We start from the raw sequence: 16,899 nt of genomic DNA on the forward strand, positions 1-16,899 counted from the left end.
TTATGGTTGATTATCAGGGTAAAAAAGTGGTCATTATCGGGCTGGGGCTAACCGGCCTTTCCTGCGTTGATTTCTTTATGGCGCGCGGCGTTACGCCACGTGTTATGGATACCCGTATCAATCCGCCGGGTTTGGATAAATTACCCGAAAGTGTCGAGCACCATGTGGGTGACTTGAACCCACAGTGGTTATTGGATGCTGATTTGATTGTCGCCAGCCCCGGTATTGCGCTGGCACATCCTGCATTGAGTGAAGCGGCAGATGCGGGTGTCGAAATTGTCGGTGATATCGAACTGTTCTGCCGTGAAAATCAGGCACCAGTGGTGGCTATTACGGGATCTAACGGTAAAAGCACTGTGACCACGCTGGTTGGTGAAATGGCGAAAGCCGCCGGTTGGCAGGTTGGGGTCGGCGGTAATATTGGTGTTCCGGCGCTGACATTATTGCAACAGCTGACCACGCAAAAACAAGAAAATCAATTGGTGGTGTTGGAGTTATCCAGCTTCCAGTTAGAAACTACCGCCAGCCTGCGAGCTAGCGCTGCCACTATATTGAATGTCACGGAAGACCACACTGACCGTTATCCGTTCGGTTTGCAGCAATATCGCGCAGCTAAACTGCGAGTGTATGAAAACGCTAAAGTTTGTGTTGTGAATGCCGATGACGCGCTCACCATGCCAGTGCGTGGTGCGGATAGCCGCTGTATCAGCTTTGGGGTGGATGTCGGTGACTACCATCTGAATAAGCAGCAGGGCGAAATCTGGCTGCGGGTTCGCGGTGAGAAAGTGCTCAATACCCGAGAAATGAAATTGAGCGGGCGACATAACTACACCAATGCGCTGGCCGCACTGGCGCTGGCGGATGCTGTCGGTATTCCGCGCTCATCAAGTTTGACCGCGTTGACCACCTTCACCGGTCTGCCACACCGTTTCCAATTGGTGCTTGAGCGCAATGGCGTGCGTTGGATTAATGATTCCAAAGCCACCAATGTGGGCAGCACCGAAGCGGCACTGGATGGCCTACAAGTGGATGGCACTTTGCATCTGTTATTAGGTGGCGATGGGAAATCAGCGGATTTCTCTGGTTTAACTCGCTTCCTCCAGGGCGACCAGATCAAGATTTATTGCTTTGGCCGCGATGGTAAGCAACTGGCTGAGCTGCGCCCGGAAGTTTCTCAACTGACGGAGACCATGGAGCAGGCTATGGCACTGCTGGCGAAATCATTAGCACCGCGAGACATGGTGTTGTTGTCGCCCGCCTGCGCCAGTTTGGACCAATTCCGCAGTTTCGAGCAACGCGGTGATGAATTTGCTCGTCTGGCAGAGGAGTTGGGCTGATGCGTATGCCGGGGCTGGGGCTGTTCAATACCGTAAAACATTTTGTGATGGGGTCGCGCGAAAGCGATACCACCAGCATGGTGCTTTACGACAGAACCTTGCTGTGGCTGACATTTGGCTTGGCGATTATTGGTTTTGTGATGGTGACGTCGGCTTCGATGCCGATTGGTCAGCGTTTGGCCAGTGACCCCTTCCTGTTTGCTAAGCGCGATGCACTGTATCTTGTGCTGGCCTTCGGTTTATCGCTGGTGACTTTGCGCATCCCAATGGCGGTTTGGCAGCGCTACAGTAATATTATGTTATTGATTTCAATAGTGTTGCTGTTGGTGGTTTTGGTGGTGGGTAGCTCAGTCAACGGGGCATCACGCTGGATTTCACTGGGGCCGCTACGCATTCAGCCAGCTGAATTATCCAAACTGTCGCTGTTTTGTTATCTCGCCAGTTATCTGGTGCGTAAAGTTGAAGAGGTTCGCACTAACTTCTGGGGCTTCTGTAAGCCAATGGGCGTAATGGTTATTCTGGCGGTATTACTGCTGGCGCAGCCCGATTTAGGTACCGTGGTGGTGCTGTTTATCACCACGCTGGCCATGTTGTTTCTGGCTGGCGCAAAAATGTGGCAGTTCCTGGCGATTATCGGCTCGGGTATTTTTGCTGTTTGCCTGTTGATTGTGGCGGAACCTTACCGTATGCGCCGGGTAACTTCGTTCTGGAACCCATGGGAAGATCCTTTCGGCAGCGGTTACCAGCTGACCCAATCACTGATGGCTTTTGGTCGCGGTGAGTTTTGGGGGCAAGGGCTGGGGAATTCAGTGCAAAAACTGGAATATTTACCGGAAGCACATACTGACTTTATTTTCGCGATTTTAGGTGAGGAGCTCGGGTATTTCGGTGTGGTTCTTGCATTGTTAATGGTATTCTTCGTCGCTTTTCGTGCTATGTCCATTGGGCGTCGCGCTTTAGAGATAGATCAGCGATTTTCCGGCTTTTTGGCCTGCTCGATTGGCGTTTGGTTTAGCTTCCAGGCGCTGGTTAATGTTGGGGCTGCCGCTGGAATGTTGCCTACTAAAGGTTTGACTTTACCCCTGATAAGTTACGGTGGTTCGAGCCTGATTATTATGTCAACGGCCATCGTGTTGTTGTTACGCATTGATTTTGAAACACGTTTGGCTAAAGCCCAAGCGTTTGTAAGGAGTGCCCGATGAGTAGGGAAACCAAGCGTTTAATGGTGATGGCCGGTGGCACTGGGGGGCATGTCTTCCCCGGTTTGGCCGTGGCACATCATTTAATGGCGCAGGGCTGGCAGGTGCGTTGGTTAGGCACCGCAGATCGAATGGAAGCGTCATTGGTACCCAAAAACGGCATTGAGATTGATTTCATTGAGATTTCTGGTTTACGTGGCAAGGGGCTGATGGCCCAACTGACCGCCCCGGTGCGTATTTATCGCGCGGTGCGTCAGGCGAAGAAAATCATGCGTGATTACCAGCCAGATGTGGTGCTGGGAATGGGCGGTTATGTTTCTGGCCCCGGTGGTTTAGCTGCATGGCTGTGTGGCATCCCGGTGGTATTACATGAGCAAAACGGCATTGCGGGGTTGACCAACCGCTGGTTGGCCAGAATCGCGAAAAAAGTTTTACAGGCATTTCCAGGGGCATTTCCTCATGCCGATGTCGTGGGTAATCCGGTGCGCACCGATGTATTGGCGCTGCCATTACCGGCCGAGCGTTTGCATGGCCGTGAAGGGCCGATTCGGGTGTTAGTCATCGGGGGCAGCCAAGGTGCGCGGGTACTGAATCAAACCTTGCCGCAGGTTGCCGCGACATTGGGTGAGCAGATAACTGTTTGGCACCAAGTGGGTAAAGGCGCTTTGCCCGATGTCCTGCAAGCTTACCAGCAAGCAGGGCAGGGTGATAAGCACCAAGTTGTTGAGTTTATTGATGATATGGCCGCCGCCTATGCTTGGGCTGATGTGGTGGTTTGCCGTTCGGGCGCGTTGACGGTCAGCGAAGTGGCTGCGGCAGGGTTACCGGCGATTTTCGTCCCTTTCCAGCATAAAGACCGGCAGCAATATTGGAATGCATTGCCGTTGGAGAAAGCGGGGGCGGCGAAAATTATCGAGCAACCGCAATTTACAGCGCAAGTGGTCAGTGGCTTGTTGGCTGATTGGGATCGTGCAACTTTATTGACGATGGCCGAACGGGCAAGAACCGTGGCTATCCCAGATGCCACTGAGCGAGTGGCCGCCGAAGTGGTCGCTGCCAGTAAGTGATACTGAAAAGATAGTGACTAAAAAGATAGTTATCGCTCGCATTTATGCGGGCTGCGAATATGTAACAGACAAAAAAGTGAAGAAAAACGTGAATACACAACAATTAGCGAAACTACGAACTATCGTGCCCGAGATGCGTCGCGTCCGGCACATTCACTTTGTTGGCATCGGTGGTGCTGGCATGGGTGGTATCGCTGAAGTGTTGGCAAACGAAGGCTATCAGATTAGCGGTTCAGATTTGGCTCCCAACCCGGTAACTCAGCATTTGGCTTCATTGGGCGCACAAATTTATTTCCATCACCGTCCAGAAAATGTGCTGGATGCCAGTGTGGTGGTGGTTTCAACGGCAATTTCTGCGGATAACCCCGAGATTGTCGCAGCTCGCGAGGCGCGTATTCCGGTGATCCGCCGCGCAGAAATGTTGGCTGAACTGATGCGTTATCGCCATGGGATTGCTGTTGCTGGTACGCACGGTAAAACCACCACGACGGCGATGGTTTCCAGTATTTATGCCGAAGCGGGTCTGGACCCAACATTTGTCAATGGCGGTTTGGTTAAAGCGGCGGGCACCCATGCGCGTTTGGGCTCCAGCCGTTACTTGATTGCAGAAGCCGATGAGAGTGATGCGTCATTCCTGCATTTGCAGCCGATGGTCGCCATTGTTACCAATATCGAAGCCGACCATATGGATACTTATCAGGGCGACTTTGAGAACTTAAAGCAGACCTTTATTAACTTTTTGCACAACTTGCCATTCTATGGCCGTGCCGTGATGTGTATCGACGATCCCGTGGTGCGCGAGTTATTGCCGCGTGTTGGTCGCCATATTACCACTTATGGTTTCAGCGATGACGCCGATGTGCAGATTGCCAGTTATCGGCAAGAAGGCCCACAAGGGCACTTCACACTGAAACGTCAGGATAAACCGTTGATGACGGTGACCCTGAATGCACCGGGTCGTCATAACGCACTGAACGCTGCTGCAGCGGTTGCAGTAGCAACCGAAGAAGGCATCGAAGACGATGACATCCTGCGCGCGCTGGTCGGGTTCCAAGGGACAGGTCGCCGTTTTGATTTCCTCGGTAACTTCCCGCTGGCACCGGTCAACGGCAAAGAAGGCAGCGTTATGCTGGTGGATGACTATGGTCATCACCCAACAGAAGTGGATGCCACAGTTAAAGCGGCGCGTGCCGGTTGGCCGGATAAACGTATTGTGATGGTTTTCCAACCGCACCGTTATACCCGAACGCGTGATTTGTATGACGACTTTGCCAATGTGCTGTCGCAAGTTGATGTTTTACTGATGTTGGATGTGTACGCCGCCGGTGAACCACCGATCCCAGGTGCTGACAGCCGCTCGTTATGCCGTACTATCCGCAACCGTGGCAAACTGGACCCGATTTTGGTGTCAGACAGTGACACTGTCCCGGAAGTATTAGCGCAAGTGCTGAATGGCGATGACCTGATTCTGGTCCAAGGCGCTGGTAACATTGGTAAAATTGCTCGTAAATTGGCTGAGCTTAAATTGCAGCCACAGACAAAAGATGAGGAACATCATGGCTGATAAAGTTGCGGTACTGCTGGGTGGAACCTCTGCTGAACGTGAAGTTTCATTGCTATCGGGCCAGGCGGTTTTAGCCGGTTTGAGAGAAGCCGGTATCGACGCCCATGGGGTAGATACCAGAGACTTCCCGGTCACTCAATTGAAAGAACAGGGTTTTAATAAGGTCTTTATTGCTCTGCATGGCCGTGGTGGCGAAGACGGTACATTGCAAGGTGTGTTGGAGTTCCTGAAACTGCCTTATACCGGCAGCGGCGTGATGGCTTCGGCCCTGACCATGGACAAATTGCGCACCAAATTGGTGTGGCAAGCCTTAGGTTTGCCAATTTCGCCTTATGTGGCGCTGAACCGTCAACAGTTTGAAACACTTTCGTCAGAGGAATTAGCGGCATGTGTCGCTAAGCTTGGTCTGCCTTTAATCGTTAAACCAAGTCACGAAGGCTCTAGCGTGGGCATGAGTAAAGTTGACTGGGCTAGCGAATTGCATGCTGCTCTGGTTGAAGCTTTCCGTCATGACACCGATGTGCTGATTGAAAAATGGTTGAGCGGCCCGGAATTCACGGTCGCTATCCTTGGCGAGGATGTTTTACCGTCCATCAGGATTCAAGCACCCGGTGTGTTTTATGATTATGAAGCCAAGTATCTGTCTGATGAAACACAGTATTTCTGCCCAAGCGGTTTAAGTGTTGAGTTAGAGCAACAATTAGCAGAATTAGCATTACAGGCTTATCAGGCGCTAGGTTGCAGCGGTTGGGGCCGGGTTGATGTCATGCAAGACAGCGACGGCGGTTTTTATCTGCTGGAAGTGAATACTTCACCGGGGATGACCAGCCACAGTTTAGTGCCAATGGCAGCCCGCCAATATGGGTTGAGTTTTTCCCAGTTGGTGGCCCGAATTCTGACGTTGGCTGACTGATATGTCGCAAGCTGCTCTGAATGCGCGTGAACGCGCGGCTGAAAACAGCGCAGCCCGGCGCAGTAACGGAGGCCAATTAGCGGGGCTGATTTTCCTGCTGATGGTCTTGGGAACAATACTGTGGGGTGGTTGGGTCGTGGTGGGGTGGATGAAAGATGCCAGCCGATTACCCCTGTCGAAGCTGGTAGTGACGGGCGAGCGCCATTACACCACCAATGATGATATTCGCCAGGCGATTTTATCATTGGGCGCACCGGGTACCTTTATGACGCAGGATGTGAACATCATCCAGCAGCAGATTGAACGGTTACCCTGGATTCAGCAGGCCAGCGTACGCAAACAATGGCCGGATGAGCTGAAAATCCATCTGGTGGAGTATGTGCCTTTTGCCCGTTGGAATGATTTGCATATGGTTGATGAGCAGGGGCGGTCATTCAGTGTGCCGTCCGAGCGAGTCGGCAAACAGACATTGCCATTGCTGTATGGCCCGGAAGGCAGTGAACAGGATGTTCTGGAAGGCTACCGGGCAATAAATAAAGTATTAGCGGCCAATAAGTATCAGCTAAAAATGGTGGCGATGAGCGCCAGGCATTCTTGGCAGTTGGCCTTAGATAATGATGTTCGGCTGGAGCTGGGACGGGATAACCGGATGGGGCGTTTACAACGTTTTATTGAGTTATATCCGATGTTGCAACAGCAGCCAGATAAACGGGTCAGTTATGTTGATTTGCGATATGAGACAGGGGCAGCAATAGGTTGGGCTCCGGTATTTATCGGCAGTCAGGGTGGTGAGCCACCGGTAAATGGCCAGCAGAACAGTAATCCGCAACAGAATCAGGCACAGGCAAAACAACAATGATCAAGTCGACGGACAGAAAACTGGTAGTAGGTCTTGAGATCGGAACGGCAAAGGTCTCCGCATTGGTAGGGGAAGTTCTGCCCGATGGCATGGTCAATATTATTGGGGTAGGCAGTTGCCCATCCCGTGGCATGGATAAGGGTGGGGTTAACGACCTTGAATCGGTAGTGAAATGCGTACAGCGCGCTATCGATCAGGCAGAGTTAATGGCAGATTGCCAGATTTCATCTGTTTATTTGGCATTATCGGGTAAACATATCAGTTGTCAGAATGAAATAGGGATGGTTCCTATTTCAGAAGAGGAAGTAACTCAGGAAGATGTAGAGAACGTAGTGCATACCGCGAAGTCGGTACGTGTGCGTGATGAACATCGCATTCTGCACGTTATTCCGCAGGAATATGCCATCGATTATCAGGAAGGCATCAAAAATCCTGTCGGTCTTTCTGGCGTGCGGATGCAGGCCAAAGTGCACCTGATTACCTGCCATAACGATATGGCGAAGAATATTGTTAAAGCGGTGGAACGTTGTGGTCTGAAAGTGGACCAACTGATTTTCGCCGGTTTAGCCGCAAGTTATGCAGTATTGACCGAAGATGAGCGCGAGCTGGGTGTCTGTGTGGTCGACATCGGCGGTGGCACCATGGATATGGCGGTTTATACCGGTGGGGCGTTGCGCCACACCAAAGTTATCCCTTACGCCGGGAACGTGGTCACCAGTGATATTGCGTACGCTTTCGGGACACCGCCAACAGATGCGGAAGCGATTAAAGTTCGGCACGGCTGTGCGCTCGGGTCGATAGTCAGCAAGGACGAAAGTGTAGAAGTGCCAAGTGTTGGCGGACGTCCTCCTCGTAGTCTGCAAAGACAGACGCTCGCAGAGGTTATAGAACCACGCTACACCGAGTTGCTGAATTTAGTTAATGACGAGATTTTACAATTGCAGGAGCAACTGCGTCAGCAAGGCGTGAAGCATCATCTGGCAGCCGGTATCGTGCTGACGGGCGGAGCAGCACAAATTGATGGTCTGGCTGAATGCGCGCAACGGGTATTTCATGCCCAAGTGCGAATCGGCCAGCCGCTCAACATCACCGGGCTGACGGATTATGCACAGGAACCCTATTACTCCACTGCTGTTGGGTTATTGCATTACGGTAAAGAATCTCATCTCAGTGGTGAGTCAGAAGTAGAAAAACGTGCCTCAGTGGGCAATTGGTTTAAACGTATCAATAGCTGGCTGAGAAAAGAGTTTTAATGTTTCAACAAAGAGATCATGCTGAACATATTTTTTGATCTCGAAGCGACAGGCACAAAACGGAGAGAAACTATGTTTGAACCTATGGAACTAACCAATGACGCGGTGATTAAAGTCATCGGCGTCGGTGGTGGCGGTGGTAATGCCGTCGAACACATGGTGCGCGAGCGCATCGAAGGTGTTGAATTCTTCGCCGTTAATACAGACGCTCAAGCGCTGCGTAAGACGGCTGTTGGCCAAACCATCCAGATTGGTAGCGGTATTACCAAAGGTTTGGGTGCTGGCGCGAACCCAGAAGTGGGCCGCAATTCAGCTGAAGAAGACCGTGAAGCTCTGCGCGCAGCCCTTGAAGGCGCGGACATGGTCTTTATTGCAGCAGGTATGGGCGGTGGTACTGGTACTGGTGCTGCTCCTGTTGTTGCTGAAGTAGCAAAAGAACTGGGTATTCTGACAGTTGCCGTGGTTACTAAGCCTTTCAATTTCGAAGGCAAGAAGCGCATGGCATTCGCTGAGCAGGGTATTGCTGAATTGTCCAAGCATGTGGACTCACTGATCACTATTCCGAACGACAAGTTGTTAAAAGTTCTGGGTCGTGGCATCTCTTTACTGGATGCATTCGGTGCTGCTAACGACGTATTAAAAGGCGCTGTTCAGGGGATCGCCGAGCTGATTACCCGTCCAGGTCTGATGAACGTCGACTTTGCTGACGTGCGGACTGTGATGTCTGAAATGGGTTATGCCATGATGGGCTCCGGTGTGGCTTGCGGTGAAGATCGTGCGGAAGAAGCCGCAGAAATGGCGATTTCCAGCCCGTTGCTGGAAGATATCGACCTGTCTGGCGCCCGTGGCGTGTTGGTCAACATCACTGCTGGTTTCGATTTGCGTTTGGATGAATTCGAAACTGTGGGTAACACCATTCGTGCATTTGCGTCCGACAATGCGACCGTGGTTATCGGTACTTCGTTAGACCCAGAAATGAACGACGAACTGCGCGTAACTGTGGTTGCAACCGGTATCGGCATGGATAAACGCCCTGAAATTACGTTGGTTACCAACAAGCAGACTCAGCCTGTTATGGACCACCGTTACCAGCAGCATGGCATGTCACCTTTACCTCAGGAAGTTAAGCCTGCGGCTAAAGTGGTCAATGACCCAACTGCTCAAACCAATAAAGAGCCCGATTATTTGGATATTCCGGCGTTTTTGCGTAAGCAAGCCGACTAATTTCCGAAAAAATTGGAATCTCCGCTCTTTGTGCTAAACTGTCCCGCCGATCTTGTTATAAGCTTGGTCGGTAGGATGGATAACATTGCGAGATAAAACGATGATCAAACAAAGGACTTTAAAACGTATTGTTCAGGCGACAGGCGTCGGTTTGCACACCGGTAAGAAAGTCACACTGACAATGCGACCCGCGCCGGCTAACACCGGGGTCATCTATCGTCGCACTGACTTGAATCCACCGGTCGATTTTCCGGCAGATGCAAAATCCGTGCGTGATACCATGCTCTGTACTTGCCTGGTCAATGAGCATGACGTGCGTATTTCTACTGTTGAGCATCTCAACGCTGCTCTGGCAGGGTTAGGGATTGATAACATTATTATTGAAGTTAACGCTCCCGAAGTACCGATTATGGACGGTAGTGCCAGCCCATTCGTGTACTTGCTGCTGGATGCGGGTATCGAAGAGTTAAACTCTGCGAAGAAATTCCTGCGTCTGAAAGAGACTGTGCGGGTTGAAGACGGTGATAAATGGGCTGAATTGTCTCCATTCAATGGATTCCGTTTAGATTTTACCATTGATTTTAATCACCCGGCGATTGACTCCAGTACGCAGCGTTACCGTTTAGATTTCTCGGCCGATTCATTCGTCCGTCAAATCAGCCGTGCGCGTACTTTTGGTTTCATGCGCGATATCGAATATTTACAGTCCCGTGGTTTGTGCCTGGGCGGTAGTTTCGATTGTGCCATCGTGGTAGATGATTACCGCGTGCTGAACGAAGATGGCTTGCGCTTCGAAGATGAATTTGTTCGTCACAAAATGCTGGATGCCATCGGCGACCTGTTTATGTGCGGCCATAATATAATTGGCGCATTTACTGCGTACAAATCTGGTCATGCATTAAATAACAAGCTATTGCAGGCTGTTTTAGCTAAGCAAGAAGCATGGGAATTTGTGACGTTCCAAGACGAAGCCGAAATGCCATTGGCGTTCAAAGCTCCGTCTACGGTATTAGCTTACTAAAGCTACTTATCATTATCACTTTTGGTTGCGTTGGCACTCTCTCCGGCCAACGCAGCCAATCGTTCCAATATTGTCCTCAATTTCTCAGGGCTACGGCTCGCTAATCCTCTTAATTCCTTAGCGCTTTCCAAACTTAAATGACGTAATGGCGGCGATTTCTCAGGATTTTGCGATGACTTTGCGGCATCTTGCGTAATGTTATGGCCTTTGGCCATTAACGACGGATTAATCCTGATGTCGATTGAAGACAATGATGGTAGAATTTGTGCTCGTAGTGCGGAGAGTAAAGCGGGTTGTTCATAACGTAAGCGCATTAACCAGCTGGCGTTGGCGGTCTCTAGCACTAAAACACTCTGTCGATAGTTGGCAACACGGCACCACGGCTGCAATTGTGAAGGGAGCAATCCTTTTACCGCACGGTTAAGTTTTAACAGTGCAGTAGCGCGTTGTTGTACGTTATGCAGCGGCCCGTTTTCAGCTGCAATGGCATCATCGAACAGGACATCTAATAATTGTGGGCGGCTTTCACGCATTGACAAGGCTCCGGCGGATTTTAAACTCGTGATCGGTATTCTAAATCGTTGGCGACAATTTGGCAGACGTTATTTCTGGCCGCATCTCCTGTTGGGGATGGTCGCGGCGAGTCTTGGCGTGCCATCAAACCTGTCTGGCGTTCCAGATCAAGCAGCAATACCGAACACATCATCAAGCCAAAGCCGTCAGAATTACGGTGCGACAAACTTTAACAGTTTGGCATTGCTGCATGATATGCATCGTCGCCCTTCATTCAGCGTAGACTATTGGCAACAGCATGCACTGCGCACGGTTATTCGTCACCTTTCATTTGCATTGGCACCTCAAGCAGCCTACGCACGGGTACAAGAAGTAGCTGAAGCCGAACAAGTAGAACCATCACAAATTCAGCAGCTTGCACTATTGAATACGCTGAATGCGCTACTGACCCACGAGTTCAAACCTCCCACTATTATTCGCTATACTGAGCAGGTTAAACGGCCTGTTCTTTCGTTACATAAACCTGGGCTTTGGCTTGCGCAAGTGCAAGGTATCCGTGCCGGGCCTGCCAATCTAATTTATTTATCTTCTTGATTTATATAAATTTATACAACCTTTGGCCACCGGTTTGGTGGTCTTGTAAGAGATATTGAGAATCATGCTAATCAAATTATTAACCAAAGTTTTTGGCAGTCGTAACGATCGCACACTGCGCCGTATGCGCAAAGTGGTTGAGCTTATCAACCGCATGGAGCCTGAAGTTGAAAAACTGACAGATGCTGAATTACGCGCTAAAACTGATGAGTTTCGTGAGCGCTTGGCAAAAGGTGCCGTGCTGGAAACCCTCATCCCTGAGGCTTTTGCCGTTGTGCGCGAAGCCAGTAAACGTGTATTTGGCATGCGTCACTTCGACGTCCAGTTGCTCGGCGGTATGGTACTGAACGAACGATGCATCGCAGAAATGCGTACTGGTGAAGGTAAAACGCTGACTGCAACTCTGCCAGCTTACCTGAATGCATTGAGTGGCCGTGGCGTTCACGTGGTTACCGTCAACGACTATTTGGCTCAGCGCGACGCCGAAAATAACCGTCCATTGTTTGAGTTCTTGGGGCTGAGTGTAGGTATCAACTTGCCGAATATGGCAGCGCCAGCTAAGCGTGCTGCTTATGCCGCAGATATCACCTATGGCACAAACAACGAATTTGGTTTTGACTACCTGCGCGATAATATGGCCTTCAGTCCTGAAGAGCGCGTGCAACGCAAACTGCATTATGCGCTGGTGGATGAGGTCGACTCCATCTTGATCGATGAAGCCCGTACCCCACTGATTATCTCTGGCCCAGCTGAAGATAGTTCGGAGATGTATATTCGGGTTAACAAACTGATTCCAAAGCTGATTCGTCAGGAAAAAGAAGACTCAGATAGCTTCCAAGGTGAAGGCCATTTCTCTGTGGATGAAAAATCACGTCAGGTACATTTGACTGAACGCGGTTTGATAAAAATTGAAGAAATGCTGGTAGAAGCGGGCATTATGGAGGAAGGCGAATCTCTGTATTCACCGGCCAACATTATGTTGATGCACCATGTAACCGCCGCTTTGCGCGCCCACGTACTGTTTGCCCGTGATGTTGACTACATTGTGAAAGACGGTGAAGTTATCATTGTTGATGAACACACCGGCCGTACCATGCAAGGCCGCCGTTGGTCAGATGGTTTGCATCAGGCGGTTGAAGCAAAAGAAGGCGTGGAAATTCAGAACGAAAACCAGACGCTGGCTTCCATTACTTTCCAAAACTACTTCCGTCTCTATGAGAAACTGGCCGGTATGACCGGTACAGCGGATACCGAAGCATTCGAATTTAGCTCGATTTACAAACTCGATACCATTGTTGTGCCAACTAACCGCCCTATGATCCGTAAAGATCTGGCAGATTTGGTCTATATGACCGAACAAGAGAAAATCGGCGCAATTATCGAAGATATCCGTGAGCGGACTGCGAACGGCCAGCCGGTGTTGGTGGGTACCATCTCGATTGAAAAATCCGAAGTGGTCTCTGCTGAGTTAACTAAAGCGGGCATTGAGCATAAAGTTCTGAACGCCAAATTCCACGCAATGGAAGCGGAGATCGTTTCTCAAGCGGGTCAAGCGAGTGCAGTAACCATCGCCACTAACATGGCGGGTCGTGGTACCGATATCGTGTTGGGGGGGAGCTGGCAGAGTGAGATTGCTTTGCTGGAAGATCCAACTGAAGAGCAAATTACTGCTATCAAAGAGGCATGGCAGATTCGCCATGATGCGGTGCTGGCCTCAGGTGGCCTGCATATCATTGGTACCGAGCGCCATGAGTCACGCCGTATCGATAATCAGCTACGTGGTCGTGCGGGTCGTCAAGGTGATGCCGGTTCTTCACGCTTCTACCTGTCAATGGAAGATGCTCTGATGCGTATTTTTGCCTCTGACCGTGTGTCTGGCATGATGCGTAAATTAGGGATGAAGCCGGGCGAAGCTATTGAGCACCCATGGGTAACTAAAGCTATCGCCAATGCGCAACGTAAAGTTGAAAGCCGCAACTTCGATATTCGTAAGCAATTACTTGAATATGATGATGTCGCCAGCGACCAACGTCGGGCTATCTACAGCCAGCGTAATGAGCTGTTGGACGTGTCTGATGTGAGCGAAACCATCAATAGCATTCGTGAAGATGTATTCAAAACGGTTATCGACAGCTACATTCCAACCCAGTCACTGGAAGAAATGTGGGATATCGAAGGCTTGGAACAGCGTCTGAAAAATGATTTCGACCTGGATATGCCAATTGCTCAATGGTTGGAAGATGAGCCACAACTGCACGAAGAAACATTACGTGAACGTATTCTTCAAAGAGCAATTGAGGATTATCACCGTAAAGAAGAGGTTGTTGGCTTCGATATGATGCGCAGCTTCGAAAAGGGTGTGATGTTGCAAACGCTTGATTCCTTGTGGAAAGAACACTTGGCGGCGATGGATTATCTGCGTCAGGGGATCCATTTACGTGGCTACGCGCAGAAAGATCCTAAACAGGAATATAAGCGTGAATCTTTCGCAATGTTCGCGGCAATGTTGGAATCACTGAAATATGAAGTGATCAGCGTGTTGAGCAAAGTACAAGTGCGGATGCCTGAAGAAGTTGAAGCACTGGAAGTACAACGTCGCGAAGAAGCCGAACGTTTGGCTAAGCAGCAGCAACTCAGCCACGAATCTGATAACAGTGCGCTGATGTCGCAAGAAGAAGCCAGTGTTGCAGCTAGCCTTGAGCGCAAAGTTGGGCGTAATGATCCGTGCCCATGTGGTTCAGGTAAGAAATACAAACAGTGCCACGGTCGCCTGCAATAATATTTTAGGTAATGATTAGCATTGATGATGAGGGCGGCTTAAAAACCGCCCTTTATTTTGACCTTTTTTGTCCATCTATTTTAGGACGGATTATTTTAGAACAGATAAAAGAAGGGTGTTCCAGCCAGCATTTATGCACTGTTCAGGAGATAACAAATTGAAGCACTTACACATCGCGGTAGGGATTATTCGCAACGCCCAGCAAGAGATTTTTGTTACTCAGCGTGCTGCTGATTCCCATATGGCCGGTTTTTGGGAATTCCCTGGCGGCAAGATTGAGCAAGGTGAAACGCCGGAACTCGCCTTAAAACGTGAACTGTTAGAAGAAACTGGAATTGTGGTGAAAGAGGCTGTTTTGCTTAAAGTGTTGGAACACACTTTTACTGACCGTATCGTAACATTACATTTCTATATGGTCGAAATGTGGGATGGTGAACCCTTTGGTCGCGAAGGGCAGCCGATGCGTTGGGTGAAGCAATCTGAACTGTTGGCTGAGGAGTTTCCACCCGCGAATGTGGCTATTATTGAATTACTTACAGCATAGACCTTATGAATGAAGTGGAGCAAAACGCCGTTTGCTCCATCTGGTCAGGCCGTGATTATCAGTGCTGAAGAGGGTCTTCCTCACTCCATTCATCACTGTCAGATAATTCACCACTGCTGGAAATTCGTTTTTCTTCGTCTGCCCATTCACCTAAGTCAATAAGTTGACAGCGTTTGCAGCAAAATGGGCGATAAGGGCTTTGTTCACCCCAGATAACTAACTTCCCACAGGTGGGGCAGTTAACTTCAATAACTTCAGTTTCCATGTTTTCTCCTTATACCTTTCATCTTTCAAGTTGGCTGCACTCACTCACCCGAATCACTTACCGCTGTATGCTCATCGGGATTAATGAGCCTCATCCTTGAGGCTCACCCTAAGGGCTAGCATAAATGCTGTTCAAATCGGTTCCCGACCGATTTGTCTCTCGTTTGCCGCTTTCCTGCATCTTGAAATCTATTGGGTATAACAATTTTTATCTCAGCAACAGGCTAATTCAAACGATAAACGTGCCGGCACGGTACCATTTTCACTGTCGAGAGGTAAGAAGCGAATGGCATATCTGGTCTTATGACCGGAAATCTGGGGATAGAGCTGTGGGTCTAGCGGCAGACGTAATCTAAGTAAGTCCGCACCTTCTGCATTGTCTTGGAAGAAGCCATTCAAACTGATTTGTGCGCGCAGTGGGCCAGATTGGCGAATTAACTCCAAAATGATGGTCAGCGACTGATTGAGAGGCGTTAAGCTTTCAAGCAATTTACTAATATGCTGGTTACGCTGTTGCTCTGGCTGGTGCAGCCAGGTATGTAAAGTCGGTAAATCAAAGCTACAACAGCCGCCAGGAATACTCAGGCGTTGGCGAACAACACTGATTAAACGATCTTCTTTTAATGATTGCCCAATACGTGGCGCAGACATTAATACTGAGGCTCGGTTTTTTAACTGGCCGCGTAGAGAGTCCACCAGTGACATATCAACACCGGGCATATCACTCCATTGCTGTAACTTTTGTTGCTGGCGTTCAAGTTCTTTAAGTAAATCAGTGCGTACTTCACCGCGCTCAAGGACATCAATTAAATCAGATGCAGTACGGAAAAAGGTTAGTGCACTGGCAATATTATCTAACGAACGTTGGCTTTCTAATTGTTGTAGTAAAAACTCCATTCTCAGCCAGGTACGCATTTTTTCATTAAGCGGATGTTCAAAAAGTATTGTTGAGGTGAGGTCACTCATTGGTGTAGATCCTGTTGGGTCGCCGCTGCCAATTTTAAATACTGCTGGTGTAATGAAGCAACTTGCGGGGCGATAATTAATGGATCGCCGCTATTGTCAATAATATCATCAGCACAAGCCAGCCGTTGCTGCCGTGAAACCTGTGAAGCTAAAATATGTTCTGCCTGTTGGCGGGTAATACCATCTCTCGCCATCGTCCGGGCGAGTTGTATTTCAGGTGCAACATCTACTACTAACACACGATTGGCTCTGTGATGTAAACCATTTTCAACTAACAAGGGAACAACCCAAAGAACGTACGACTCATCAATACTGGCGAGTTGGCGTTGAGTTTCCTGTTGAATCAGTGGATGTAACAATGAATTTAACCATGCTTTTTCCTGCGGCTCACTGAAAATTTTCTCGCGCAATACAGCCCGGTTTAATGCGCCATCGGCCTGTAAAATCACTTCACCATAACGGGAAACAATAGCGGCTAATGCAGGCATGCCCGGTTCAACCACCTGACGGGCAATAATATCAGCATCAACACGAGGCACTCCGAGATTAGCGAATGCATCTGCTACAGTACTTTTGCCGCTGCCAATCCCGCCGGTGAGAGCCACAATATAGGTCATTGCCTAGCCTTGCATACTGTTAGTGAGTAGCAGAATTGTATCTGAAAGCAGGAGGAAAGGCATAGTAAGCTATGCATTCTGTTTGAGCTATATAGAAAAATAAGTGAAGTGAATACAGTGATAAAAAGAGTCATCGCTATTCTTCAGGTAATTTGTGGGATTGTAGCGTAAATAAAGGTGGATTC

Annotated in this window: 16 protein-coding genes; 12 read left to right on the forward strand and 4 right to left on the reverse strand. The window is 49.5% G+C overall.

The window, feature by feature from the left end; translation table 11 throughout:
* The first annotated feature begins 2 nt into the window (after window positions 1-2).
* The 9 genes from murD (at window position 3) to lpxC (ending at window position 10,437) form a co-directional block, all read left to right on the forward strand.
* Window positions 3-1,337: a UDP-N-acetylmuramoyl-L-alanine--D-glutamate ligase gene (murD, locus tag DXZ79_RS03815; RefSeq protein ID WP_038636291.1), complete on the forward strand. Its 1,335-nt coding sequence runs from the start codon at window positions 3-5 to the stop codon at window positions 1,335-1,337.
* Window positions 1,337-2,539: a cell division protein FtsW gene (ftsW, locus tag DXZ79_RS03820; RefSeq protein WP_038636288.1), complete on the forward strand. Its 1,203-nt coding sequence runs from the start codon at window positions 1,337-1,339 to the stop codon at window positions 2,537-2,539. The genes murD and ftsW overlap by 1 nt, the downstream gene beginning before the upstream one ends.
* The gene (murG, locus tag DXZ79_RS03825; RefSeq protein WP_050291601.1) at window positions 2,536-3,603 is read left to right on the forward strand and encodes an undecaprenyldiphospho-muramoylpentapeptide beta-N-acetylglucosaminyltransferase; all 1,068 of its coding nucleotides are present in this window, start codon (window positions 2,536-2,538) and stop codon (window positions 3,601-3,603) included. The genes ftsW and murG overlap by 4 nt, the downstream gene beginning before the upstream one ends.
* 88 nt (window positions 3,604-3,691) lie before the next feature.
* Window positions 3,692-5,167, forward strand: coding sequence for a UDP-N-acetylmuramate--L-alanine ligase (murC, locus tag DXZ79_RS03830; RefSeq protein ID WP_038639821.1), 1,476 nt, complete (start codon window positions 3,692-3,694; stop codon window positions 5,165-5,167).
* The gene (locus DXZ79_RS03835; RefSeq protein WP_038636282.1) at window positions 5,160-6,080 is read left to right on the forward strand and encodes a D-alanine--D-alanine ligase; all 921 of its coding nucleotides are present in this window, start codon (window positions 5,160-5,162) and stop codon (window positions 6,078-6,080) included. Before murC ends, DXZ79_RS03835 begins: the two co-directional genes overlap by 8 nt.
* Before the next feature lies 1 nt (window position 6,081).
* Window positions 6,082-6,939, forward strand: a complete 858-nt coding sequence (gene ftsQ, locus DXZ79_RS03840) for a cell division protein FtsQ (RefSeq protein WP_038636280.1) — start codon at window positions 6,082-6,084, stop codon at window positions 6,937-6,939.
* Complete coding sequence (gene ftsA, locus DXZ79_RS03845; protein ID WP_002210431.1) at window positions 6,936-8,192, forward strand: cell division protein FtsA; 1,257 nt, start codon at window positions 6,936-6,938, stop codon at window positions 8,190-8,192. Before ftsQ ends, ftsA begins: the two co-directional genes overlap by 4 nt.
* 72 nt (window positions 8,193-8,264) lie before the next feature.
* Window positions 8,265-9,416, forward strand: a complete 1,152-nt coding sequence (gene ftsZ / locus DXZ79_RS03850) for a cell division protein FtsZ (RefSeq protein WP_004389003.1) — start codon at window positions 8,265-8,267, stop codon at window positions 9,414-9,416.
* A 100-nt stretch (window positions 9,417-9,516) separates the two neighbouring features.
* Window positions 9,517-10,437, forward strand: a complete 921-nt coding sequence (gene lpxC / locus DXZ79_RS03855) for a UDP-3-O-acyl-N-acetylglucosamine deacetylase (RefSeq protein ID WP_004389005.1) — start codon at window positions 9,517-9,519, stop codon at window positions 10,435-10,437.
* Between the two features lie 2 nt (window positions 10,438-10,439).
* Here lpxC and DXZ79_RS03860 read toward each other — a convergent pair whose 3' ends face one another.
* Entirely contained in the window at window positions 10,440-10,970 is a 531-nt protein-coding gene (locus DXZ79_RS03860; protein ID WP_038636277.1) for a DUF721 domain-containing protein, read from the reverse strand.
* Between the two features lie 28 nt (window positions 10,971-10,998).
* Between DXZ79_RS03860 and secM the strand changes: the two genes are divergently transcribed.
* The 3 genes from secM (at window position 10,999) to mutT (ending at window position 14,867) form a co-directional block, all read left to right on the forward strand.
* Window positions 10,999-11,544: a secA translation cis-regulator SecM gene (gene secM / locus DXZ79_RS03865; RefSeq protein ID WP_120011119.1), complete on the forward strand. Its 546-nt coding sequence runs from the start codon at window positions 10,999-11,001 to the stop codon at window positions 11,542-11,544.
* A gap of 64 nt (window positions 11,545-11,608) precedes the next feature.
* Window positions 11,609-14,323 (forward strand): preprotein translocase subunit SecA, encoded by a 2,715-nt coding sequence (gene secA / locus DXZ79_RS03870; RefSeq protein WP_050291603.1) that lies wholly within the window; start codon window positions 11,609-11,611, stop codon window positions 14,321-14,323.
* A gap of 157 nt (window positions 14,324-14,480) precedes the next feature.
* A complete protein-coding gene (mutT, locus tag DXZ79_RS03875) occupies window positions 14,481-14,867 on the forward strand; it encodes an 8-oxo-dGTP diphosphatase MutT (protein WP_038636270.1) in 387 nt (128 codons plus the stop codon).
* A 58-nt stretch (window positions 14,868-14,925) separates the two neighbouring features.
* Here the strand turns inward: mutT and yacG are convergent, their stop codons facing one another.
* From yacG to coaE, 3 genes are all read right to left on the reverse strand, one after another.
* Window positions 14,926-15,132, reverse strand: a complete 207-nt coding sequence (yacG, locus tag DXZ79_RS03880; RefSeq protein ID WP_038636268.1) for a DNA gyrase inhibitor YacG — start codon at window positions 15,130-15,132, stop codon at window positions 14,926-14,928.
* A 212-nt stretch (window positions 15,133-15,344) separates the two neighbouring features.
* Window positions 15,345-16,097, reverse strand: a complete 753-nt coding sequence (gene zapD / locus DXZ79_RS03885) for a cell division protein ZapD (RefSeq protein WP_038636266.1) — start codon at window positions 16,095-16,097, stop codon at window positions 15,345-15,347.
* Window positions 16,094-16,714: a dephospho-CoA kinase gene (gene coaE, locus DXZ79_RS03890; protein ID WP_038636264.1), complete on the reverse strand. Its 621-nt coding sequence runs from the start codon at window positions 16,712-16,714 to the stop codon at window positions 16,094-16,096. Before coaE ends, zapD begins: the two co-directional genes overlap by 4 nt.
* Between the last annotated feature and the right edge of the window lie 185 nt (window positions 16,715-16,899).

It is taken from the genome of Yersinia rochesterensis, assembly GCF_003600645.1.
In the GTDB taxonomy this organism is placed as follows: domain Bacteria; phylum Pseudomonadota; class Gammaproteobacteria; order Enterobacterales; family Enterobacteriaceae; genus Yersinia; species Yersinia rochesterensis.

Coding starts and splice junctions, on each gene's coding strand:
- ftsW (WP_038636288.1), top strand. CDS start 1,337: ATGCGTATGCCGGGGCTGGGGCTGTTCAATACCGTAAAACATTTTGTG.
- lpxC (WP_004389005.1), top strand. CDS start 9,517: ATGATCAAACAAAGGACTTTAAAACGTATTGTTCAGGCGACAGGCGTC.
- secA (WP_050291603.1), top strand. CDS start 11,609: ATGCTAATCAAATTATTAACCAAAGTTTTTGGCAGTCGTAACGATCGC.
- ftsQ (WP_038636280.1), top strand. CDS start 6,082: ATGTCGCAAGCTGCTCTGAATGCGCGTGAACGCGCGGCTGAAAACAGC.
- DXZ79_RS03835 (WP_038636282.1), top strand. CDS start 5,160: ATGGCTGATAAAGTTGCGGTACTGCTGGGTGGAACCTCTGCTGAACGT.
- ftsZ (WP_004389003.1), top strand. CDS start 8,265: ATGTTTGAACCTATGGAACTAACCAATGACGCGGTGATTAAAGTCATC.
- murG (WP_050291601.1), top strand. CDS start 2,536: ATGAGTAGGGAAACCAAGCGTTTAATGGTGATGGCCGGTGGCACTGGG.
- zapD (WP_038636266.1), bottom strand. CDS start 16,097: ATGAGTGACCTCACCTCAACAATACTTTTTGAACATCCGCTTAATGAA.
- DXZ79_RS03860 (WP_038636277.1), bottom strand. CDS start 10,970: ATGCGTGAAAGCCGCCCACAATTATTAGATGTCCTGTTCGATGATGCC.
- coaE (WP_038636264.1), bottom strand. CDS start 16,714: ATGACCTATATTGTGGCTCTCACCGGCGGGATTGGCAGCGGCAAAAGT.
- ftsA (WP_002210431.1), top strand. CDS start 6,936: ATGATCAAGTCGACGGACAGAAAACTGGTAGTAGGTCTTGAGATCGGA.
- yacG (WP_038636268.1), bottom strand. CDS start 15,132: ATGGAAACTGAAGTTATTGAAGTTAACTGCCCCACCTGTGGGAAGTTA.
- murD (WP_038636291.1), top strand. CDS start 3: ATGGTTGATTATCAGGGTAAAAAAGTGGTCATTATCGGGCTGGGGCTA.